Genomic DNA, 23,085 nt, shown 5'->3' on the forward strand with positions numbered 1-23,085 from the left:
TAAATAGGCAAAAATGCCTATTTACTAAGTAGTTTCGTATTCGTTATCTGCAAATAAAATTGGTTTAGTTGGCGTTATAGTTGATATTGCATGCTTATATATAAGCATTTGCTTATTATCGCAATCCAAAATAACAGTGAAATTATCAAAACCCTTTACAGTACCTTTTAACTGAAATCCATTTACTAAGTGTATTATTATTTGTATTTTATTTTTTCTCGCATTATTTAGAAATATATCTTGTAGGTTGTTTTGTTGCTTATTGACCAAAATATAACACCTCCATAAGTGATTTTATTACTAATATTATAACGCTAGTTCTTTATTATGTCATTAATAACTTTATCTAAAATTTCATCATCACTCATAATATCCTTGTCTAAAAATATACATCTTTTATCACGTCTAAACCATGTAAGTTGCCTTTTAGCATAATTTCGAGATCCTTGTTTTATCATATCTATTGCTTTATCTAGAGTTATTTTACCTTCTAGATAATATAATATCTCTTTGTATCCTATCCCCTGCATAGATTGAATATCTGAATTATATCCCATTTCTTTTAATCTTATGCATTCATTTAGCAAGCCCTTTTCCATCATTAAATCAACTCTTTTATTGATTCTATCATATAATTTTTCTCTATTCATAGTTAGTACGTAATAATATACATCATATTCACTATTGTAAAAATCCAATCCAACATTATATGAGCTAAAAGGCTTATTAGTAAGTTTAAAAACCTCTAACGCTCTGATAACTCTTTTTCTATTGTTAGCATGAATTTCTTTGTAACTTATAGGATCAATATCTTTAAGCATTTCATGTATATATTCATTACCCTTTTCTAATGCTAAATTTTCTAGATATTCTCTATAACTTTCATCTTTTTCTGCTTCTGTAAAGGTCATATTGCAAGTTAATGAATTAATATATAAACCCGTTCCTCCTGATATTATTGGGAATTTTCCGTTACATATAATTTTTTCTAATGCTTCTTCACCTAGTTGCTTAAAATCTGCTACTGAAAAAGGAGTATCAGGTTCTATTGCATCAATTAAATGATGCTTTATCCCGTTCATTTCATCTTTAGTTACCTTTGCAGAACCTATATCCATATATTTATAGATTTGCATAGAATCAGCTGAAATAATTTCTCCATTTAAATTTTTGGCTAATTTTATTGAAAGATCAGTTTTTCCTACTGCAGTAGGTCCACCAATAACTAATAATTTTTGCTTCATTATTTTATCCCTTCGTTAATAATTTTAAAGTTTATATTCATTTAGAATAATATAAAAGCATTATATTATTCTTTTAAATTTCTTATCAATGTCTATACTTGTAAATTTTATTATTACAGGCCTCCCGTGTGGGCAGTGAAAAGGATCATCTATATATCTTAAATCTTCAATTAATTTAATCATCTCATTCATTTCTAATTTATCATTTCCTTTAATAGCTGCTTTACATGCTTTAGTTGCAATAGCATTATGTTTTACTTCACTTGTTTTTCCGTTTCCTAAATTTTTTAAATTATCAAGTATATCTAGGAACAAGTTTTTAGGATTAAGTCGTCCTAAGAAGTACGGAACTTCTTTTAAAGATAATGAACTTCCACCAAACTCTTCTAATAAAAAACCAGCTTCTCTAAATATGTCTTTATTCTCTTCAAAATAAGAATAATCATCAATACTCAAATCAATTATACTTGGAACAATAAGAGGTTGAATTATAATAGTACCTTCTTCAATTTCTTTAAGATATTTTTCAAATAATATTTTTTCATGAGCAGCATGCTGATCAATCATGTATAAGGTACCGTCATACTCTCCTAATATATAAGTTTTATTATATTGACCTATTATAGTAATTGGTGGAAACTTAGCAATAGGATTTAGCTTAATATTTTCGTATTTGTTTTCTGTAATTACGTTTTCTATAGGTTCAGAATTAGATTTTATTTCATCTTCTGCATTGTCACTATAATCATCCACCGAATTTTCTATATCTGAGTTAGGTTTAAGATCTACAGGAATACTTATAGGCTCTTCATTTTCCTTGTTATAATCAGTGCTTTCCTCAACTATTGTTTTATTAATATTATTCAAGCTTGGATCATATACACTTTTAAAGCTACTCTCGTTATTAGCCTTAAGGTCTTTTCCTTGAGATATTAAAGTCTTTGCTGCAGAACTTGCAAATTTAACCTTTTCTTCTTCTTCTTTTATTTTAAAAGTAATCTCCTCAAATGTTGGTAGTGGTTCTTTTTTTGCATTTTCTTCTTCTTTTATCGCAAAAGTCTCAAAAACTTCATTTTTTAATGCAGTATGAACTGCTCCAAAAATCTTTTTGAATATCATTCTTTCATCATTAAATTTTATTTCAGCCTTTGTTGGATGAATATTAACATCTACATATTCAGGATATACTTCTATAAATAATATAAAGAACGGAAATTTATTTACTGTTGAAAATGACTTAAATGCTTGCTCTACAGCTATTGCTAACGCCCTATTTTTTATGTATCTTCTATTTACGAAAATACTTTGATTATTTCTTGATCCTCTAGCTATTTCCTCAGTTCCTACATAGCCATAAACAGTTATTAAATCTGAACTATCACTAAAGTAAAGTATATTATCTGTTATAGATTTACCATATATAGTTCTTATTACATCCTTGAGATCTCCATTACCAAAGGTATGTAATACTTTTTTATGATTGTTATACAATTTAAAACTTATTTTAGGATTTGCAAGTGATAATCTTGTTACTATATCATTTATTAATGAACTCTCTTTTGATACAGATTTTAAGAACTTCTTCCTAGCAGGAACATTAAAGAATAGATCTTGCACTTCTAGTATAGTGCCTTTATTTATTCCACACTCTGTTACTTCTGATGCTTTACCGCCCTCAATAGATATTTCATATCCAAAAGCTTCTTCATCCTGCTTAGACTTTAAATTAACTTTACCTACAGAGGCTATAGATGGCAGTGCTTCGCCTCTGAATCCAAGAGTATGTATATTATAAATATCTTCTGACTCTTGTATCTTGCTTGTAGCATGCGGAAGAAATGCTTTCGCTATATCATCTTTATAGATTCCGTCTCCATCATCTATTATTCTAATAAGAGAAATTCCACCTTCTTCTATTTCAATGATTATGTTTTTAGAATTTGCATCAATTGAATTTTCAATCAACTCTTTGACTACTGACGCTGGTCTTTCTACAACTTCTCCTGCTGCAATTTTATTTGCTGTGTCTTCATTTAATATATTTATTCTCTTCAAGATGTCCTCTCCTCCTTTCAATGCTTATGGGCGTAAAATGTAAGCGAGAAAATCACTTTAAAATAAGCCTTCTAATGAACAAATTAACTTATTTCTAATACATTGTTATTATTACATACTTGTTTAATATATTCAATAATATTGAAATACTGGTATAGGAATGAGTTGTAATTCGAATATATCTTTTTGACTATGCTTTTTATTGTATACTCTAAATGATTTTAGTATTTCTATTAATATTTCCATTAGAACAAGATTATATTTAATTTACATATAAGTAACAATCTAAACACAAAATATATTTACAATAAATAATATTTGCTGTTAATATGGTTAAGCTAATATGAGAAATTAAATATTTTCTATAAGGAGGCTTTAATATGAATGATAAAGATTTTTATAATTCAACTAAAAGTGTATCTGATCCAGCATCACAAAATTATAATAAGGTAGTAAAAGAAAAAGCACATCAAGAAAGTCCATTTGGGGAAGCTGAGCCTTCTTCTCATACTGAATTTAAAAAGAAAAGACACTAAAATCATAAATCCACGACAAAAATTAAATAATGTCGTGGATTTATGAACTTTAAATTAAATTATCATCTTTCAACAGATTATATAATGTAGGATTAAAATTAAATTGACCAATTAAATTTTCAACTTCTAATAACGCTTTTTCTTTTTTATCCTTAGATATATTAGACTTAGAGGCTCTAATCAATATATTTTTGGGAGAATGTGCAATATCAATAAATTCTAAAAGTTGTGTTTTGTATCCTATGCTTTCTAAAAGGTTAGCTCTAACAGAATCAGTCATAAGTGCTGCAATTCTTTCTTGAACTATTCCATACTTTGTTAGTATTGACAGTGAATCTGTCTTCATTTGGGCGTTAAATTCATGCTGACAACAAGGGACAGAGAATATTAATTTGGCATTCCATTTTATAGCATTATATAATGCGTAATCAGTAGCAGTATCACATGCATGTAATGTTATTACCATATCAACTTTATTATTATATTTAAATCCATTTATATCTCCAAGTTCAAAGTGTAAATTTTCATAGTTATAACTTTGGGCTATATCATTACATTTTTTTATAACATCGGCTTTAAGATCTAATCCAATCATCTTTACCTTAATATTCTTTATTTCTACAAGGTAATAATACAATACAAAAGTTAAGTAAGATTTTCCACAACCAAAATCTAAAACAGTAAGTTCTTTATAATCATTTTTCTTGATTTCATCATCAATAATTTCAACAAAACGATTAATTTGCTTGTATTTATCATACTTTGAGTTAACTACTTTTCCCTCTTTTGTAAATACACCTAAATCTATTAATGGCTCAATAATCATACCCTCTTTTAATATATAATTTTTTTCTTTATTATGCGCTTTGCTAAGTGTTTTTTGATTATCACTTTTTTTCTTACTTAATAGAACCTTACCCTTTTTTGATATTTTCACCTCAAAGCTAGCCGAATTTGACCATGCAGAAATTTGCTTATAATTTGGTTCCACATACTCTATAATTCTATCTTCCAAAATATCTGTATCAATGTTTTCATGGAACACCTGCTTATCAGTATATTTTTCTATTTGATAGTACGTTCTTTTATTATTTTCTTTGAGATATATAACTATTTTATTATATTCAAAATTTTTATTTGTTTTATTGCTAATAACTAGCTTTATAACATTGTCTTCTATTATTTCTTTAATCGCTTTTTTTAACTCTTCCATACTTCAACTCACCTTATATTCAATAATCTTGTTTACTAACAGTATTAATATATTAGTTTTAAACCTATTTTTATATTTTATATTAATTTCATCTACAATACTATGATTATTTATAGATAATTTCAATATTAGGAATTTATTACTCAGGATGCTTCTTCAATTATATTATACCTTTTCTTAATAAGTCCTTGAATGTAGCCCATTCTACAAATTTTCCACCCATACTTTCTAAATGCTTTGTATGCATCTGGCAATCTATAAATATGAAATTTTCGTTTTTTAGTTTTTCCGCAAGCTTTATTAATGCTATTTTAGATGCATTACTTACCTTAGAAAACATACTCTCTCCGAAGAAGCATTTGCCTATTTTGACGCCATATAAGCCTCCCACTAGCTCTTCATTAATGTATGTCTCAACACTCATTGCATAGCCTTTATTAAATAAATTTACATATGCTTTCTTCATATCACTATTAATCCAAGTTCCCTCATTATTTTCTTCTCGTATATCCTTGCAATTACTAATTACACCATAAAAATCTTTGTTGAAAGTTACATGAAACATCTCTTTTTTTATAATTTTCTTCATTGATTTAGAAATTTTAACTTCATCTGGTATTAATATAAATCTTGGCTTGGGACACCACCAAAGAATCGGTTCACCTTCGTTATACCATGGAAATATACCATTACAATAAGCTAATAGCAGTCTTTCTAATGATAAATCTCCTCCAATTGCCAAAAGTCCATCTTTTTCTGAAAGCTCAGGATTAGGAAATAATATCTCATTTGTTAGTCTAAATATAGGCATTATATTCACTTCCTTGTATTTTAATTCTTCTTTTAAATTATTCTATCATATTCTAATACTTAAATAATTCTTTGCAAAAAAATAAGCTTGTAAAAGCTTATTTTTGTTAAAAATGCAAAATACTTTATGATTATAACATTTTATAAAAATCTAACATTGATTCCTTTACCAAGAAGTTGGACGCACTATTGACTTTGGTAAGATTGTATTAGAATCTCCTTTTGCTGAATTAATCTGAGATTGCGTAATAAATAAGCTATCTTTAAGATTAGCACCTCTAATATCTGCATCACGTAAGTCAGCTCCAATAAGATCCGAATAACTCAAATCATTTCCTCTAAGATCTGCTGCTATGAGAAATGCCCCTCTTAGGTCCGCGCCTTTAAGATTAATCTTTTTAAAATCTGCACCAATGCAATCCAATCTGCCAGCAATTGTTTTTTTACGTTTTAAGTTAGTTTTACCGTTACCAAGCGCTTTGGCCCTAACAAATTCGCTTGTTTGCCTGAGTAGCGCATTAACATTATCTCTATGGACCTCTATATCTAAAATCATAAGGAGGTCGGGTGCTGATTTAGTAATATCTTCTGTTTCAGTTATTAGATCATTTATTTTATTTTTTATCTTTTCATTAGTTTTAAATGATAAAGCTTGTTTTAGATACCACAACATTTCATGAAGCTGCCTCATAATCAAAAAGACTTCATACATTTTATCGGATAATTCAGGATTTTCTCTCCAATTATGTCCAGCATATGTAATTTGAGCAACCTTTTGTCCAGCACCAAAACAGTCGTAAGTTGTACAACCTTTAAGTCCTTTTTTTCTCAAATCTTTATGAATAGAGCAACCAAAATCTGATTGCAAATTTAAGCAAGGCTTTCCAGCGCTTTTATTGTTTGGAAATCCGTCTGAAGCCGAAAAATATAATGCAACACAACAAAAACCAAAGCATTCTTGGCAATTAATTTTTAGATCTTCAAATAATTCTTCTTCAAATGTATTTTCGTTTATATATGTCAAAGTAACTCACCCCGTAATAGTATATATAACACAGTCGTAACTTATAGCAAGTAATTTAGCATTAAAATATTGTATTATTTATTTAAAAGCTTATGTTCCAACTACATTTAGAATTATTTTAACATAATTGGAACTATTAAACTACTTTAATAGGATTAGAAAGTTTTTATTTTAATTTTTTAGCTTCAGCAACTAACTTATATAGAGTGTTCATGGCTTCCATAGGATTTAAACTTAATATATCCACTTCGCTAACTTCTTTTAGAAATGCCTCTTTTTCTATAAAAGTAAAATCTAATTGCATATTGTTAGAAGATTCCTTATTCTTATGCTTTTTAGATGAATTTTCAGTCTTTTCATCAATTCTATAATCAGCTTTATCACTTTCTGCTTTATCAAAGGAATCTTTTGCTTCAACTTTTTCTATATATTGACTCTTACTTTCACAGGCTTTTTCAGTAATAGTAACTACACTGCTGCCTCCATTTATATCTACAGCAACCTCATTTTCTATAATTTCTGTATTTGTAACTTTGTGTATATCAAAATTATTTTCGCCTTCAAGGCCTAGAAGAATTTCTTTTGCTCTATTAATGACATCATCAGGAAGTCCGGCAAGTTTTGCAACTTCTATACCGTAAGACTCATCCGCACCACCTTCGACTATCTTTCTTAAGAAGATTACGCTATCTTTCATTTTCTTAACAGCTACAGAGTAATTCTTAACACCAGGCAAAACTCCTTCAAGTTTTACTAATTCATGATAGTGTGTTGCAAATAAAGTTTTACATCTTAAATTTTCGTTACCAGTTATGTATTCAATGACAGACCAAGCTATCGAAAGTCCATCATAAGTTGATGTTCCACGCCCTACTTCATCTAATAATACTAGACTTTTAGAAGTTGCATTCTTAAGTATATTTGATACTTCCCACATTTCAACCATAAATGTGGATTTACCACCAGCTAAATCATCAGAAGCTCCAATTCTAGTGAATATCTTATCACAAATTGAAATATTAGCACTAGATGCTGGTACGAAAGATCCTATTTGGGCCATTAACGTAATAAGGGCAACCTGTCTCATGTATGTTGACTTACCTGCCATGTTAGGTCCAGTTATTAATAGCAATTCCTTATCACTTTGATTCAATGTGGTATTGTTTGAAACAAATTCACCTCTTCCAATTACCTTTTCAACAACTGGGTGCCTGCCATCTACTATTTCGATAATTCCATCCTCATTGATTTCAGGTTTTACATAGTCATTTTCAAGTGCGATTAATGCCAAGGTAGAAATACCATCTAGATTAGAAATTATTCTAGCACTTTTTTTTAGTCTTGCAATTTCCTTCTCAATGGAATCTCTTATATCAGTGAATAAAGAATATTCTAAGTTTATAAGCTTCTCTTCTGCACCTAGAATTTTATCTTCCATAATTTTAAGTTCTTCTGTTATATATCTCTCAGCGTTTGCAAGAGTTTGCTTTCTTACATACCTACCTTCTGGAATAGAATTATAATTTGATTTTGAAATTTCTATGTAATATCCAAATACTTTGTTATAACCTACCTTTAAAGATTTGATTCCGGTAAATTCTCTTTCACGATTTTCCAGAGCTGCAATCCATTCCTTACCATGAAGCTTTGACTGTCTTAATTCATCAACTTCTGAATTATAACCATCTTTAATTATATTTCCTTCTTTTATACTTAAAGAGGGCTCTTCTTTAATGGATGATTCAAGTAATTCTCTTATGTCTGATAGTTCATCTAAATTTTCATAATATTCTTTTAGCAGTTCTGAATTAGCAGTTCCTAAAAGTTCTTTTATAGATGGTAATTTGTCTAATGAAGCTTTAAGAGATAACATATCTTTTGCATTCACATTTTTATTTGAAATTTTACCGACAATTCTTTCTATATCATAAATATCTTTTAAAGAACTTCTTAAATCCTCATTAAAACTAATTGAACTAAATGCTTCGCTAACACCACTTAGTCTTTTTTCTATTTCAGATTTAATAATTAACGGTTCTTCAATCCATTTTCTAATTGTTCTACCACCCATAGATGTAGCACTCTTATCAAGAACCCATAAAAGAGACCCTTTTTTGCTTTTTTCTCTTATACTTTCAGTAAGTTCTAAATTCCTTCTTGAATTTCCGTCGATTGTCATGTAATTAATTATTTCATATTGTTCTAGCAAATTTATATTAGTTAAACTCATTTTTTGAGTTTCATATATGTATTTAAGTAGTACTCTACTTGAAATTTCTCTTTCATTTACTAATCCAGAAACCTCTAAATCCGAAAATTGATCTATAATTTCTTCTTTTGATACGATAAATTCATTAAAGTCTTTCTCTGTAATAAGTGCAGTAGTTATACCCTTTATATCATCTATTAAAGATTGGCTAATGTTTTTATCTACTAAAATTTCTTTAGGTGCAACCTTTGAAATCTCATCTAGTAAGGTTATCTTAATATTATCAAAGGAAGTTGTTTTAAATTCGCCAGTACTTATATCCGAAACTGCTAAACCTATTCTTTCATCACTTTCATATATAGTCATTAAATATGTATTATCATTTTCTAGAGAACTATTAGCATCTATGAATGTTCCTGGTGTAATTATTTTTACAACACCTCTTTTTACAATTCCTTTTGCTTCCTTTGGATCTTCAAGCTGTTCACATATTGCTACCTTATACCCCTTATTAACAAGTCTTGGTATATATGCTGCTGCTGCATGATGTGGTATTCCACACATAGGAGCTCTTTCTTCAAGACCACAATTTTTTCCTGTAAGAACTAATTCAAGTTCTCTAGATACAGTTATTGCATCGTCAAAGAACATTTCGTAAAAATCACCTAATCTATAAAATAGAATACAATCACTGTATTCCTCCTTTGTTTTCATATATTCAACCATCATTGGCGTTAAAGCCATAATTAATTTCCTCCTTTTTATGTAGCTAGGTTACACTATTTATCGACCTAGATTTATATATATTTAATTTAAGGTAATATTTATATAAATTTCATTATACATCTAAAAATCCCTAGAACAATTATAACAATTATCTTAGAGATTTTCATTAATATTTTATTTAACTGAAAATAGATATGAATATTTATCTTAAAAGGATTTTTTTAATTTTAGTTTTTCTTAAAATTGTAATTATTAATGCAGACAATAATAAAGAACAGATAAACCTAATAAGTGTATTTGCAAAAAGTACTGGTATAAACATTGCAAGCCATATCATAACTATTTGATGAGAACAATATATTCCTAAGCTATATTCCCTACAGGCTTTAGAAACCTTAGTAGAAATATTTTTTGTGGAATTAATTGCCCAAATTAAGATTAAAGGGGCTGCAATTATTGATGATAGATACATATTAGCGTCCTTAGCAATTCCAGTTTTATTTAACACAAAGGCTTCAATTAAAAGTAATATAATTGAAAGTATACTTAGTAATCCTGACTTTTGTATCTTTTCATTTAATTTATATTTGCTAACGATTGCACCTAAAGATACAAAAAGAATTGATTCAGTAATACCTACTTGTGGAAGCATAAATATTGAAGTATATCCGTTGATTAATGGATTTATCATAGTTTTTTCAAACAACCCATAATAGGTATCTCCAGTTGTCCCAAATAGATATAATACAAATCCAATTATAAACAAGAAAAACAGCTTGTCTCTTTTTAATAATGGGGAAATTATAAAGATAGTAATAATTAGCGAAGATATATACCAAAGGCTTCCTGTGACCCCTGCAAATAATAATCTCTCAATAATTAAAATAGGTGGAGCACTTAAACTGCTTAAGACAAGTGGAAATAAAGCTATAATCTCAATAAGCACCCATAAAAAATAGATACGTAATAAATGCTTAATAGTTGATCTAGGCTCTTTTTCAGAACCAATTCTATTATATAAAAAGTAACCTGAAACCATAAAGAAAAATGGCACAGCGAGTCTAGCAATACCCATACTAGTAGCAATCCATAAGTCATCATTTACGGATTTAAAAGCCATTGTATGAATTGATACAACTGCAATTGCAAAAACTAAGCGTAATACATCAACCATTCCATAATGAATATCATTTTTTGATTCCATATCACAACACTCTCCCTGAATATATTAATATTTTAGAGTAGGCACTTAGAATTTTAAATGCCTACTCATTAAAATCATCATAAATTACATATGCATCTTCTTGATTGCTCATTTTTTTACCTCCTACTTACTTATATAAATATAGTAGTACAAGTAATAAGCCTTAGTTACATAAAACCTCTGAATTATACACTTTTAAAGCTCAAACGTCACTTAAGCTAAATTAGAGAAAAGTATATATCCTAATGCCGTGACAACAAAAAATTATATTAATATAAAAATACACCAAGTTAAATCCAAGCAATCTGAATCCAACGTGGTGCATTTTCCTTATATAGTGACTTAGTATAATATTTTTTTATTTGATTTTATATAAACTCAACAAATCTTCAATAATTAAAAGTAGCTAATAAATTGTTCAAACTTTAGGTGTTTATCTAACTAAATTTATTACTGTTGCTTTAGGTCTAGACATAGATTCAATTGAATATCTTATTCCTTGAGTTCCTATTCCAGAAGCTTTAACTCCTAGGAATGGGAAATGGTCTGGACCTCTCTCTGTTTTATTATTTACTTGTACTGTACCTACCTCTAATCTGTCAGCTACATAAAATGCATCATCAATATTTTCTGTAAATACTGCACTTTGAAGTCCGTATTCTGATTTATTCGCTATCTCAATAGCTTCATCTTTATCTTTTACTCTTATTATTGGAAGAACTGGTCCAAAAGGCTCTTCCCATGCAAGCCTCATATCAGTAGTAACATTATCAAAAAGTGTTGGGTATATTAAATTACCTTCTCTATTTCCACCAACAATTAGATCTGCACCTTTATCTTTAGCATCATCTATTAATTCCATAACATAATCAGCCGCTTTAGTACTAATTAATGGCACAATATCTACATCTTTGTCTAATGGATTTCCGACCACAAGTTTATTCATTTTCTCTTTAACTTTAGAAATTAATTTATCAGCAACTTTTTCTAATACTAAAATTCTTTTTACTGCAGTACATCTTTGGCCAGAGTATGAGTAACCACCTGCTACAATATTATTGGCTGCAAGCTCTAAGTCCGCATCTTCTAAAACTATAGCGGCATCTTTTCCACCTAACTCCATTAAAAGTGGTACCATGCTAGTTAGTTTTGAAATTCTAACACCAACGTCTGTACTTCCAGTGAAATTAATAAAGTTTACGCCTTTATGAGTAACTGCGTAATCTCCTATTTCGCTTCCTCTACCTGTGATTGTATTTAATACTCCATTTGGTACTCCTGCTTCTTGAAAAACTTTTGCTAAGTATAAACCACATAAGCTACCTTGAGTAGCAGGTTTTAATACTAATGAGTTTCCTACAATTATTGCAGGCGCTATCTTTGATGCTGATAGGTTTATTGGGTAATTAAATGGAGATATTGCAAGAACTACTCCTAATGGCTCTCTATTTACAACTGAGATTTTATTTCTTTTAAATCCAGGGAAAGTATCTCCTGGTATACTTTCACCAGACATATTCTTAGCTGTATCAGCAGTGAATCTTATAAAATCTGCTGTTCTATGAATTTCAGACTTTGAGCTCTTTCTGTCTTTACCAATTTCTCTGACCATAATATCAACAATTTCATCAGTTCTTTCAACTAAAATATCAGCAGATTTATATAAAATCTCGGCTCTTTCACTCATTGGAACTTTACTCCATTTTTTTTGGCCCTCTTTTGCAATACTTAGTACATTATCAACATCTTCCTTTGTCATAGCAGGAACTGTGCCAATTAATGAATTATCAAGTGGCGAATAGATTTCAATTACTTTGTTATCTTTACTACCAACCCATTCACCATTTATTAAATTTTTAAAGTTATTATTTTCGCATTTTATACAATTAAACATTCCTTCACCTCTTTAATACAATTTACTAATTAATATTAATTATCATTTAATAATATAATATACTAATTCTTATATTATATCCAGATAAATTAATAAAATTTAATAATTTATATATTTTTATTCTTGGAAATACGGCGTATTGTTATAAAGTATGGAATATAAAAAATTACTTCTTATGAATTTTATGAAAATTTAAGATTAAAATTCATATTAATTAAAACTTTAAAAATATCCAATACCTCTCCATATAAAGCTTATAAAAATTAGTTATTTTAGCCTGTTATCTTTAGTAAAGAATGTTCTATATCCAAGAGTTACAAACAAAACAGTGGATACAGCAGTACTACCTAATATAGCAAGCATTATACCAATTTGATATTTTATTGCAGTGATAGGAAATGTTCCAGAAAGAATCTGTCCTGTCATCATTCCTGGTAGAGATACAATTCCCATAGTTAGCATATTATTCATAGTTGGAAGTATGGCGCTGTCGAAAGCATTATTAACAATTTGTCTAGTGGCATCAAGTGGGCTTGCACCAAGCATTAACGAATTTTCTATTTCAATTCTTTTATCTTCAAAATCACTACATAGTTTATTTGCACCTAGTGCAATACCTGTCATGCTGTTACCAACAATCATACCTGAAATAGGAATAAAATATTGAGGATTGAACCATGGGCGAACACTAAGAACAACTATTATAAAGAAAGCTGCAGTCAAAAGAGCTCCAAAGGTCATTGAAATAGCAATTATACTTTTTAATTCCTTTGACATTTGAACTTTAACTCTTTTTATTGAATTATAAATTGCAAAAGAAATCATAATTATAATCATAAAAGAAGTTAACCACCAACTTGGATTATTAAATACGAACATGAGAACATAGCCCATTATAGTAAGTTGTATTGTCATTCTAGTTGAAGCAATCAATATTTGTTTTTCTCTTTTGATACCTCGTGATTTAAAAATAATAAGCATTATTAGTACAAAAACATAAGCAATTGAAAGTTGGAAGACTGATAGATTCATTACTGCATTATTCATAATAAGATTTCACAACCTCTCCATTTTCAATCCTAACTATTGAATTGTTATATTTCTGCGCTATTTGCTCTGAATGAGTGATCATTATAAGTTCCTTATTGTTTTCTAACACAAACTTTGAAAAATTATCTATTATAAATTGTTCAGTATCTTTGTCTAGTGCAGCTGAAGGCTCGTCTAACAAATATGTATCAGCATCCATTAACATTACTCTAGCTAGGCATAGTCGCTGTTTCTCTCCTCCAGAAAGGTTACCACATCCATCAGTGAGTTTTTTATTAAGTTCCACTCTTTCAAGAATTTCTTTCATTCTACTCTTTGATGCAGGAAGTTTTTTTGAAAATTCCAATCCAATTTGGAGATTGTCTTCTATATTACCACTGTAAATAACAGGAGTTTGACCTAGCATAACTACATTTCTACGTAATAATATTGTATCAATTTTAGAAATATCTTTATTATTATAAAGTATAACTCCTTCATCGGGTACGTTTAAACGGTTTAACATACGAAGTAAAGTTGTCTTTCCACTACCAGAAGGCCCTACAACACATGTAATTGGTTTATCTATATTCAGAAATTTGATATCTAATATATTTCTAAATTTTATATTTCTAATTTCAAACATATTAATTCACTTCCTCATTATATAGCGTTTGTAATCATTTCTGCACATATCATTCAAATTGATTGATGACATAAACTTTATTATAGATAAAAAATCGCAGGCGACTGTGGTTAAGTTCCATATTTTGCTTCGCACTCTTTAAGAATAAAAAAACCTTGTAACAATTATATCAATAATTACAAGGTTTTTCATTAAATCTATGAATTTTTAATAAGCCCAATAGCTACACCTAAAACGTTAAATTGTTGATCCTCTATAATAATTGGCTGATATTTGTCGTTCTCAGGTATAAGAGCAATTTTCCCATCAATGACTTTATAAGTCTTAAGCGTTGCTTCACCTTCAATATCAACAGCAACAATATCCTTAATACGTGGCATATTCTGCTTACTTATTACTACATAATCTCCATCATAAATATTTTTATTTATCATGGAATCACCTTTAACTTTAAGCATAAAAACATCTTTTGAAGTTCTTATCCAATCCTTTGGTAATGAGTAGCTATCCTCAATATATTCATTAATTAAAATTGGATTACCCGCTGCAATCTCATTAAATACAGGAATATTTACTACGTCGTCTACTTTTTCTTCAAAATTGTTATAATCTACATATATTTCATCTACTGATCCTGAATCTTTTATAAATCTATGAGATATATTTCTCTTTAAATCTATATATTCTATAGACCCTAATGTAAGAGATGAACTTTGTAATGAATTCTTATTAGTCTCATTTTTTTGAATCAACTTATCACTGCTATCTCCAAATTTTTCGATATCTTCAACTTCTATTTCCTTGTAAGATTCATTCAAAGAAATACATTTTCCCTTCATATCATATCCTAAACTAGAAAAGCGGCGTCCCTTAACAAGCCAAGCATTAGGAATAGCGGTTTCAAAAGTATCCATAATAAATGTTATACTAGAATAAGATTTTTCATTATATATTGATTTAACTAATTCTAATTGAACTTTCGTAAGTTGCTGGCTATTATCTATGAATATATGGGTATAATTAATTATTGGAGCTTTTTTTGCTTCATTTAAAGCTAAAAGTTCCATGTCTTGAGCATCTACTTTATTAAGTTTTCTTAAGTTATTAGTATATTCTTCTAAAACTTCAAAGATAACTTGTCTTTGTTTAGAGTTTCTTCTAATAATTTTAGATATCTCAGTGTTCAAATTATTAATTCTACCAACTCTATTAGCACTTTGATACTCTTCAAGTTTTAAATAATTACATGATTTAATCCATTTAATCTCGTCTTTTATGAATTCAATATGATCTAAATTTAATATATTTGGTTTTTTCTTTTCGTATCTTTTTGACACTATAAGTATTGCATCTTTAAGCCCAGCTTCACGCTCTTCAAAAGATGCCAAAGTAAGATTTATATTATTATTTTTTACATATTTATTTAAATAATAAGAGACTAAAGAATCTATTGTCCTTATTTCTAATTTATCACTATTATCTTCATCAAAGAAGCTATTTTGATGATATTTTTCACCTTCAATATTTCTATAGACAGAATAAAAATAATCAGAATATTCTTCGTTACAAGCTGCGACAAGTATTTTATCATCCTTAGATATACAATAATTATTAAGTAGTGATGGAATCTTATGTATAAATGCAGTAGTCTTTCCAGAACCTTTTGGACCTTTTATTAATAGATGACCATTTGGCTTATTATTAATTATCTTTTTTTGTTTTTTGCCAAATTCCATATTTCTCCCCTCCTTTTTTCATTGAATTTCACTTTATAAATCGAACATGAATTCTTAATTATTTTGTAATTATACTATACTTAATAGCTGTATGTAAAGTTTAGAGAAATAACGTAAATTTGTTTGTCAATTATCAAAAAATCTTTAATCAGCTGGTCAAACATTGTATTAATCTTATAAAATAGTTATAATAAACAAAGTAAAATAAGGCAATTTAAATATGGATATACAAACGAAAAAGGAAGGTGACATAATGGAATCCAATATTATATTTTTTGATATTGATGGAACATTATTTAATGAAAAGACTTATACAGTCCCTAACAGTGCTAAGGCGGCTCTAAAAAAAGCACAAGAAAATGGGCATCTAATCTTCATTAATACAGGGAGAACAATTATAGGCATAGATGATTGTGTCAAAGAACTAAATTTTGATGGTTATGTTTGTGGATGTGGAACTTACATAGAATTTAAAAATAAAGAAATACTACATAGAAATCTTGGAATAGATTTATCAAAAGAAATTGTAGCCAAGCTTCGCAAATATAATATCGATGCTATATTAGAGGGTAAGAATGACATTTATTACGATACTAATATACATTCTAAAGAAGTTCTTAGAATCAAAGAACGTCACATAAGGGAAGGATTTTATAAAGGTAAAACTTTTGATGATACTGAAATTAACTTTGATAAATTTGTAATTTGGACTAATGAAAATAGTGATTTTGAAAGCTTTCATAATGAGTTCAAAAGTTTATTTGAATTTATCCATCGTGGTGAAGGCTTTTATGAATTAGTTCCTTTAGGATTCTCTAAAGCATCAGGTATAGAATACTTAATAAATTATTTAGACATTCATCACGAAAACACATATGCTATTGGTGATAGTACAAATGATCTATCTATGCTTAAATATGTGAAAAACAGTATTGCTATGGGAAATAGTACTCCATTATTATTTGACTTAGTATCATTTGTAACAAAGGATATTGAGGATGATGGAATTAAATATGCTTTAAAACACTACAATATTATATAGAAAATTATTTATTTTTAGTTCCTCCTAAAAGAAATGTATAAAATAGCCTGTCGCTAAATATACATAGTAGAAGAAATCTTTTAGGAGGAAAATACTAGGACTCAAAAAATAAATTTATATTGGTATATAAGCAAAAAGCACCTAATAATATAAAATTTCATAGTATAATAGGAAACCTTTAAAATTTAAGGAGTAGTAAAAGTGGAAAATTCAATTAAAGCTATTTGCAATACTTCAACATACTTGGATAAATATCATTCGAATAAAAACTTTTCAAGTAATGATTCATTACTCGTTGGGTCCATAAACAATAGGTCACTAGGCAATAATCGCTATATTTCTTTATTAAACTTTCAACTATCTGAATTACATCCTAACTCTGTAAAGAAAGCATATTTATATTTGTTTATTCAAGATATTAAACCAGATTATAAGAATTCCTTTAGCTTTGGTATTTTAGGTAATTATAGCAATATAGATATAGCTGCTATTGATTGGTCGAGCTTGCCCAAAAAGGATTATACAAAGTTATTAAATCATATAGTACATGGATATAATATAGGACATTATTTAAAAATTAATGTTACTTCATTAATTAGATCTCTAGCAACACATAACGAAAGCTATAATATATTTTTACTTCCTCAAAATCAGGATTCTAATTCAATTATTAAATTATCTTCATTCGAGTCAAAATATCCTCCATATTTAGATATAATAACATATAATACAGATTCGACAAATAATATAGATTTATCGGAAGAACTTAATATTGAAACTTATATTGAAGAACCTGTTGAAGAGAATACTTACGATGATGAGGAGACTGAGACTAATAATTCTGAGGATATTTCTGCATCAAAGGAATCTTCAAATGTTGAAAGAGATAGTGTAAAGGATCAAGAAGATGTTACATTAATTAATCATTTGCTTAATAAAGTTATGGAGATCTTAGTAAATCAAGATTTGAAACTAAATTCTCTGAACTCTTACAGTGAATCTTTAGGCCAAGAAATAAACAGCCTATCAAACAAAGTTGCAGATATCGGTAATAAAATATCTTCATTAGATGAAGATTCTACTAATTTAAAACAAAATGATATTGAAACGTTAAATATAAATATGTCATCATTAAATAATCAGCTATTGGAATTAAAAGCTCTATTACCTAATTTAAGTGTAAATATTGAGAATCTAAAAGAGACAATTAATGAATTTACTAAGACAGGGAAACCTGATTTTTCTAATTTGAACTCTATAAGCTCTCAATTATTAGAAGTATCGTCAAATTTGAATTCATTAACGAAATTAATTTGTTCCATAAAAGCTGAGCCCGTAAACTAGACTACAATAAAAAATCATTTAATATGTATTGTATAATTAAAGTTCTTGTTCAGGTAATAGTAAAATTATTTGAGCAAGAACTTTAATTATATGCTCTATTATTGATTAACACTTGTCTATCTTTAACGAGACTTATTAAAGGTTCTTGCTCAAACATACAGTCTTCATTAGGAATATAGTTTAGAGCCTTTTTATTAATTATATTATTTATACATGTTTTTATAATATTTTTGATAATCACCAGAGGTTACATTTTTCATCCATTCTTTATTATCTAAATACCACTTTATTGTTTGTTTTATTCCAACTTCGAAAGCAGTTTCTGGATACCACCCCAATTCTTTTTTTATTTTGTCTGGTGCTATGCCATATCTTCTATCATGTCCTTTTCTATCCTCAACATATTTTATTAAGCTTTCACTTACATTCTTATCTACATTTTCGTTAATATAAGAAATAACGGTTTTAACAATTTGTATATTAGTTCTTTCGTTATGACCACCAATATTATATATTTCTCCTATCCTGCCATTATTAATTACCATATCAATAGCTTTTACATGATCTTCTACAAAAAGCCAGTCTCTTATATTCATTCCATCTCCATAGACAGGAAGCCTCTTATGATTTAAACAATTATTTATTAATAAAGGAATTAACTTTTCTGGAAATTGAAAAGGTCCATAATTATTTGAGCACCTTGTTATATTTATAGGCATTTTGTACGTATCATAATAAGCTTTAACTATCAAATCTGCCCCTGCTTTACTTGAAGAATATGGGCTATGAGGATCTAAAGGGGTAGTCTCTTTAAAAAAGCCTTTAGAACCTAAGGAACCATAAACTTCATCTGTTGATACTTGAAGAAATTTAACGCCTTCTTCAAATCCTTGATCATTTTCCCAAGCATTTTTTGCGCAATTGAGGATATTAACAGTACCAAGTATATTTGTTTTCGCAAATACTTCAGGTTCTTTTATACTTCTATCAACATGGGATTCTGCTGCAAAATGGACAACATAATTTATATGATATTTCTTAAAAAGTATTGCAACTAATTCTTTATCGCAAATATCTCCTTGAACAAATTCATATCTTTTATCATTCTCTATTGATTTAAGATTTTCTAAATTCCCCGCATAAGTTAACTTATCTAAATTTATTATATTAATATCTTCGTATTTATTTAGCATATATAAAATAAAATTTGACCCTATAAATCCAGCTCCACCTGTAACTAAATAAGTTTTCATGACTACAACTCCTTCATTTCACTTGCCTAATTTACTTATAAACGCTTCTATTGCATCTTTCCAATCTCTCATTTCATCGCCAACAGTATTTCTTAACATCGCATTATCGAGAGACGAATATTTAGGCCTTTTTGCCTGAGTCTTATACTCTTCAGAAGTACAAGGTCTTACTTCACATTCTTCTCCAGATAATTTAACAATTCTTTTAGCAAATTCATACCATGTACACTCGCCATTATTGGTACAATGATATATTCCATAATCTTCTGTTTCTATTAGCTTCAAGATATGATATGCTAAATCATTAGCATAAGTAGGATTTCCCATTTGATCATTTACAACATTAATATAGTTTTTTTCTTTAGAAAGTTTCATTATGGTATAAACAAAATTACTTCCTACATAACCATAAAGCCACGCTGTTCTTACAATAAAATGCTTTGAACATAATAGCTGTACATACTGCTCTCCTAGAAATTTAGTTTTACCATATACACTAGATGGTGAAGCTAAATCATATTCTTTTAATGGCTTATGAGTATTTTGGTTAAACACATAATCGGTAGAAACTTGTACTAGTTTAGCGCCTATTGAGTCACAAGCTATAGCAAGATTTCTTGGTCCTATTGAGTTAACTCTAAACGCAAAATCTTCATCAATTTCGCATCTATCAACATTGGTGGCTGCAGCGCAGTTTATTACTACCTCTGGCTTTAAATAACTCAGTACCTCTTTAACCTTGACTAAATTTGTTATATCTAGCCTATCTACGTCAAAGCCAATAACTTCAGATACTTTTATACTCTCCGATATTTCTCCTATATCAGCTCTTCCGATTTTTATTATTTCAGTAATCTCTCTACCTAACTGTCCTTTTGCTCCAGTTATTAATATCTTCATTATAAAATAAGCACCTCTTTTAACTATATATTATAATCTGGATATTACCTTAAAAAATTTCATTTATTCCTACATTAACTTTATCATTTTCTGATAAAATTACCTTAATAACTTTCTATAAAAGTTATGCAACGTTTAATTAGTATCATTCCTCTTAATTCATTCCCTGTACTAAAGTGCATAAAAATCTGTACCTTTATAATTAAATATAGCTTCATCATAAAGTACTAAAAATCAATATGAAAAATCTTACGGAATATAAAATAAGCTTTATTATATAATGATATGTAAAAATTAGAGGAATGCTGCAAATATATTCGTCATTATTTTCAATTCTTTTGCTCTCCTCTAATATTCCATAGATTATAGTTATTGTATATAGGTATGGATATCATTTCATCTACAATTGCTTTTGTAGAAATCAAAACACTAACTTCGAACTTCATTTTTTCATTTGCAACAACTGGATTGCTTGTTATTGTAGCAAAAGAATTTACTACAAACTCTACTCCTTGTTGTTCTGCATAAACCGGTATATATAACCTTGCTTTCTGCATTCCTTCAATCTTTCCTTCTACAATATATTTTTCTTCATCCTTACCTTTAAACTCCACGATATATGGTATGTAAAAATTATATTGTAATATTGAATATTCTTTTCGAGTATTTACAATAGTTATATTTTTTGTTTCATTTATAACTTCACATTTTTTAAATTTAATATATTCTAGGTTTATAATTGCATCCTTATTTAATGGTAGTCTAATTGAAATTCCAGAGAAAATTATTTTTTCTTGATAAGTAGATAGAACTTTTTTTGCGATTATAGTAATACTATTTTCCTGTTTTAATTTTTCTTCTGAATCTGTTAAATTAGAAAATTCCTCCTGAACTTGGAGTTTACTTTTAGTTACTATCCCTATATCATATGGAAGACTATTATTTTGTTCGAAAGTAAATGTATCTATAATTTTATTATTCGAAGTATCAATTCTATCAATTACTCCTCTCCCATCATCACTTCGACTTGTTACTAAGAGTATTTTTTTGTCTGGAGACAATCGAAGCCTTTGTATTTTGGGAAGCGTAGTTTTTATATTTGTTATGCATTCTTTCTTTAGCAAGTCTATAACTTCAATTCTATGCAAGCCACTATTAGCTGCATACAAAAAAGTTTCATTCTGCTCTAGAGCTGTAATTATAGAACCTATTTGTAGGCTTATATATGAAATATCTCCATTTTCAAGATTAAGTATAGAGACATTTCCTTTATAATTTCCTTTATTTGCTCCTTTGTTAGCGATATAGATACATTTCTCATTTTTTTCTATAATAATATAGTTTGGTAAAATGCCAACTTCTTTATATAGATTGATTAAATGAAAATCTGATGTATCATATACCTTAATTTCATTCTGTAAAATATCTAATACAAATAATCTTTTCTTGGATTTATCAAGTTCCAAGCAATTTGCCGCTATAAAGCCTTTCAAAGAACCAATCTTTTCACTAGTTTCTAAATTATAAATGCATACCTCTTCCGTATCGCATGCATATATCTTTTTATTATTGGAATCCACTTTTATATTGCCATTATTGGGGATATTCCATGTTTTATCAGAATTAAACAAATCATGAATAAGAGTAACTTTATTATTTCGATCACTAGCTATATATATATTGTTTTTTTCGTCTATAACTATATTTTGAGGCCTTGGACCAATTTCAACTTCTTTTATAATGCGATAAGTATCACCATCAATAATAGATACTCTACCTGTGCCTATATTTGATACATAATAAATCATCTTCTCTAGTTTATCAATCATAAGTTTGCTGTCACCCCATCATTTTCTTATATTAAAATTTATGCTTTGTTCTTCGTTATTATGCAACAAAAACATGAAAAGACCTGGTTTAACCAGATCTTATTCAACTAATTCATAAGTTTCATTTTTCCCTTCTCCTAAAATCTTATACATTGCGGTTGGATAAATATTATTCTTATATAATTCTGTTTGAACAATTTCCATATCTATATCTTTGAATTTGACTGCCTGAGTGCAGCTAATATTAATTTTATTAGGAGCACTAACTAATTTTGTTTTAATATTTCTTTTAGTTAAATGTTCATATATATATAGTGCTCTCTGATGACAAGTAAATACCATTATATAATCATACTTTTCTGCTTTCATATAAATCGCCTCTATCTGGTGT

At 28.3% G+C, this 23,085-nt stretch carries 18 protein-coding genes and 1 pseudogene; 3 read left to right on the top strand and 16 right to left on the bottom strand.

The features are described 5' to 3' along the window. Positions 1 to 24: 24 nt before the first annotated feature. The 3 genes from hfq to mutL are packed head-to-tail and all read right to left on the bottom strand — an operon-like array spanning position 25 to position 3,299. A complete protein-coding gene (hfq, locus tag F3K33_RS13090; protein WP_012058774.1) occupies positions 25 to 270 on the bottom strand; it encodes an RNA chaperone Hfq in 246 nt (81 codons plus the stop codon). 44 nt (positions 271 to 314) lie between these two features. Further along, positions 315 to 1,244: a tRNA (adenosine(37)-N6)-dimethylallyltransferase MiaA gene (gene miaA / locus F3K33_RS13095; RefSeq protein ID WP_039768907.1), complete on the bottom strand. Its 930-nt coding sequence runs from the start codon at positions 1,242 to 1,244 to the stop codon at positions 315 to 317. Positions 1,245 to 1,304: 60 nt separating this feature from the next. Further along, positions 1,305 to 3,299 (bottom strand): DNA mismatch repair endonuclease MutL, encoded by a 1,995-nt coding sequence (gene mutL, locus F3K33_RS13100; RefSeq protein ID WP_039768905.1) that lies wholly within the window; start codon positions 3,297 to 3,299, stop codon positions 1,305 to 1,307. 380 nt (positions 3,300 to 3,679) lie between these two features. Here mutL and F3K33_RS26385 point away from each other — a divergent pair, with 380 nt between their 5' ends. Continuing rightward, positions 3,680 to 3,835, top strand: a complete 156-nt coding sequence (locus tag F3K33_RS26385; protein WP_017211601.1) for a hypothetical protein — start codon at positions 3,680 to 3,682, stop codon at positions 3,833 to 3,835. Positions 3,836 to 3,884: 49 nt separating this feature from the next. On the opposite strand, the gene F3K33_RS13105 is transcribed toward F3K33_RS26385, so the two are convergent. The 9 genes and pseudogenes from F3K33_RS13105 to lexA all read right to left on the bottom strand — a co-directional run bounded on the left by F3K33_RS13105 (position 3,885) and on the right by lexA (position 16,326). Further along, positions 3,885 to 5,048, bottom strand: coding sequence for a class I SAM-dependent methyltransferase (locus F3K33_RS13105; RefSeq protein WP_039768902.1), 1,164 nt, complete (start codon positions 5,046 to 5,048; stop codon positions 3,885 to 3,887). 160 nt (positions 5,049 to 5,208) lie between these two features. Continuing rightward, positions 5,209 to 5,859, bottom strand: coding sequence for a leucyl/phenylalanyl-tRNA--protein transferase (gene aat, locus F3K33_RS13110; RefSeq protein ID WP_039768900.1), 651 nt, complete (start codon positions 5,857 to 5,859; stop codon positions 5,209 to 5,211). Between the two features lie 165 nt (positions 5,860 to 6,024). Continuing rightward, a complete protein-coding gene (locus F3K33_RS13115; RefSeq protein WP_039768898.1) occupies positions 6,025 to 6,882 on the bottom strand; it encodes a pentapeptide repeat-containing protein in 858 nt (285 codons plus the stop codon). A gap of 490 nt (positions 6,883 to 7,372) precedes the next feature. Next, positions 7,373 to 9,835 (bottom strand): annotated as a pseudogene (gene mutS / locus F3K33_RS13120) (DNA mismatch repair protein MutS); the annotation flags it as partial. Positions 9,836 to 10,019: 184 nt separating this feature from the next. Next, positions 10,020 to 11,021: an acyltransferase family protein gene (locus F3K33_RS13125; protein ID WP_039768894.1), complete on the bottom strand. Its 1,002-nt coding sequence runs from the start codon at positions 11,019 to 11,021 to the stop codon at positions 10,020 to 10,022. 433 nt (positions 11,022 to 11,454) lie between these two features. Beyond that, positions 11,455 to 12,915 carry an NADP-dependent glyceraldehyde-3-phosphate dehydrogenase gene (locus F3K33_RS13130; protein ID WP_039768892.1) on the bottom strand — a complete coding sequence of 487 codons (1,461 nt, stop codon included), beginning with the start codon at positions 12,913 to 12,915 and terminating at the stop codon, positions 11,455 to 11,457. A 267-nt stretch (positions 12,916 to 13,182) separates the two neighbouring features. Then, complete coding sequence (locus F3K33_RS13135; protein WP_012058784.1) at positions 13,183 to 13,962, bottom strand: ABC transporter permease; 780 nt, start codon at positions 13,960 to 13,962, stop codon at positions 13,183 to 13,185. After that, on the bottom strand, positions 13,955 to 14,590 hold the full coding sequence (locus F3K33_RS13140; RefSeq protein ID WP_017211592.1) for an ABC transporter ATP-binding protein: 636 nt from the start codon (positions 14,588 to 14,590) through the stop codon (positions 13,955 to 13,957). The genes F3K33_RS13135 and F3K33_RS13140 overlap by 8 nt, the downstream gene beginning before the upstream one ends. A 197-nt stretch (positions 14,591 to 14,787) precedes the next feature. Next, entirely contained in the window at positions 14,788 to 16,326 is a 1,539-nt protein-coding gene (gene lexA / locus F3K33_RS13145; protein ID WP_039768888.1) for a transcriptional repressor LexA, read from the bottom strand. A 253-nt stretch (positions 16,327 to 16,579) separates the two neighbouring features. On the opposite strand from lexA, the gene F3K33_RS13150 reads away from it, so the two are divergent. Both F3K33_RS13150 and F3K33_RS13155 read left to right on the top strand, forming a co-directional pair. Then, the gene (locus F3K33_RS13150) at positions 16,580 to 17,368 is read left to right on the top strand and encodes a Cof-type HAD-IIB family hydrolase (RefSeq protein WP_012058787.1); all 789 of its coding nucleotides are present in this window, start codon (positions 16,580 to 16,582) and stop codon (positions 17,366 to 17,368) included. A 201-nt stretch (positions 17,369 to 17,569) separates the two neighbouring features. Next, positions 17,570 to 18,712, top strand: coding sequence for a DNRLRE domain-containing protein (locus F3K33_RS13155; protein WP_039768887.1), 1,143 nt, complete (start codon positions 17,570 to 17,572; stop codon positions 18,710 to 18,712). A 203-nt stretch (positions 18,713 to 18,915) separates the two neighbouring features. Here the strand turns inward: F3K33_RS13155 and rfbB are convergent, their stop codons facing one another. The 4 genes from rfbB to F3K33_RS13175 form a co-directional block, all read right to left on the bottom strand. Next, complete coding sequence (gene rfbB / locus F3K33_RS13160) at positions 18,916 to 19,965, bottom strand: dTDP-glucose 4,6-dehydratase (RefSeq protein WP_039768885.1); 1,050 nt, start codon at positions 19,963 to 19,965, stop codon at positions 18,916 to 18,918. An 18-nt stretch (positions 19,966 to 19,983) separates the two neighbouring features. Next, complete coding sequence (gene rfbD, locus F3K33_RS13165; RefSeq protein WP_039768883.1) at positions 19,984 to 20,865, bottom strand: dTDP-4-dehydrorhamnose reductase; 882 nt, start codon at positions 20,863 to 20,865, stop codon at positions 19,984 to 19,986. A 329-nt stretch (positions 20,866 to 21,194) separates the two neighbouring features. Beyond that, a complete protein-coding gene (locus F3K33_RS13170; protein ID WP_039768881.1) occupies positions 21,195 to 22,694 on the bottom strand; it encodes a YncE family protein in 1,500 nt (499 codons plus the stop codon). 99 nt (positions 22,695 to 22,793) lie between these two features. Beyond that, positions 22,794 to 23,063, bottom strand: coding sequence for a putative Se/S carrier protein (locus tag F3K33_RS13175; protein ID WP_012058792.1), 270 nt, complete (start codon positions 23,061 to 23,063; stop codon positions 22,794 to 22,796). Positions 23,064 to 23,085 lie beyond the last annotated feature (22 nt).

It is taken from the genome of Clostridium beijerinckii (assembly GCF_008705175.1).
Lineage (GTDB): Bacteria > Bacillota > Clostridia > Clostridiales > Clostridiaceae > Clostridium > Clostridium beijerinckii.

Excerpts from the sequence above, each read along its gene's own strand:
- miaA (WP_039768907.1), bottom strand. The coding sequence starts at position 1,244 with ATGAAGCAAAAATTATTAGTTATTGGTGGACCTACTGCAGTAGGAAAA.
- F3K33_RS26385 (WP_017211601.1), top strand. The coding sequence starts at position 3,680 with ATGAATGATAAAGATTTTTATAATTCAACTAAAAGTGTATCTGATCCA.
- F3K33_RS13105 (WP_039768902.1), bottom strand. The coding sequence starts at position 5,048 with ATGGAAGAGTTAAAAAAAGCGATTAAAGAAATAATAGAAGACAATGTT.
- aat (WP_039768900.1), bottom strand. The coding sequence starts at position 5,859 with ATGCCTATATTTAGACTAACAAATGAGATATTATTTCCTAATCCTGAG.
- F3K33_RS13125 (WP_039768894.1), bottom strand. The coding sequence starts at position 11,021 with ATGGAATCAAAAAATGATATTCATTATGGAATGGTTGATGTATTACGC.
- F3K33_RS13130 (WP_039768892.1), bottom strand. The coding sequence starts at position 12,915 with ATGTTTAATTGTATAAAATGCGAAAATAATAACTTTAAAAATTTAATA.
- F3K33_RS13135 (WP_012058784.1), bottom strand. The coding sequence starts at position 13,962 with ATGAATAATGCAGTAATGAATCTATCAGTCTTCCAACTTTCAATTGCT.
- F3K33_RS13140 (WP_017211592.1), bottom strand. The coding sequence starts at position 14,590 with ATGTTTGAAATTAGAAATATAAAATTTAGAAATATATTAGATATCAAA.
- lexA (WP_039768888.1), bottom strand. The coding sequence starts at position 16,326 with ATGGAATTTGGCAAAAAACAAAAAAAGATAATTAATAATAAGCCAAAT.
- F3K33_RS13150 (WP_012058787.1), top strand. The coding sequence starts at position 16,580 with ATGGAATCCAATATTATATTTTTTGATATTGATGGAACATTATTTAAT.
- rfbB (WP_039768885.1), bottom strand. The coding sequence starts at position 19,965 with ATGAAAACTTATTTAGTTACAGGTGGAGCTGGATTTATAGGGTCAAAT.
- rfbD (WP_039768883.1), bottom strand. The coding sequence starts at position 20,865 with ATGAAGATATTAATAACTGGAGCAAAAGGACAGTTAGGTAGAGAGATT.
- F3K33_RS13170 (WP_039768881.1), bottom strand. The coding sequence starts at position 22,694 with ATGATTGATAAACTAGAGAAGATGATTTATTATGTATCAAATATAGGC.
- F3K33_RS13175 (WP_012058792.1), bottom strand. The coding sequence starts at position 23,063 with ATGAAAGCAGAAAAGTATGATTATATAATGGTATTTACTTGTCATCAG.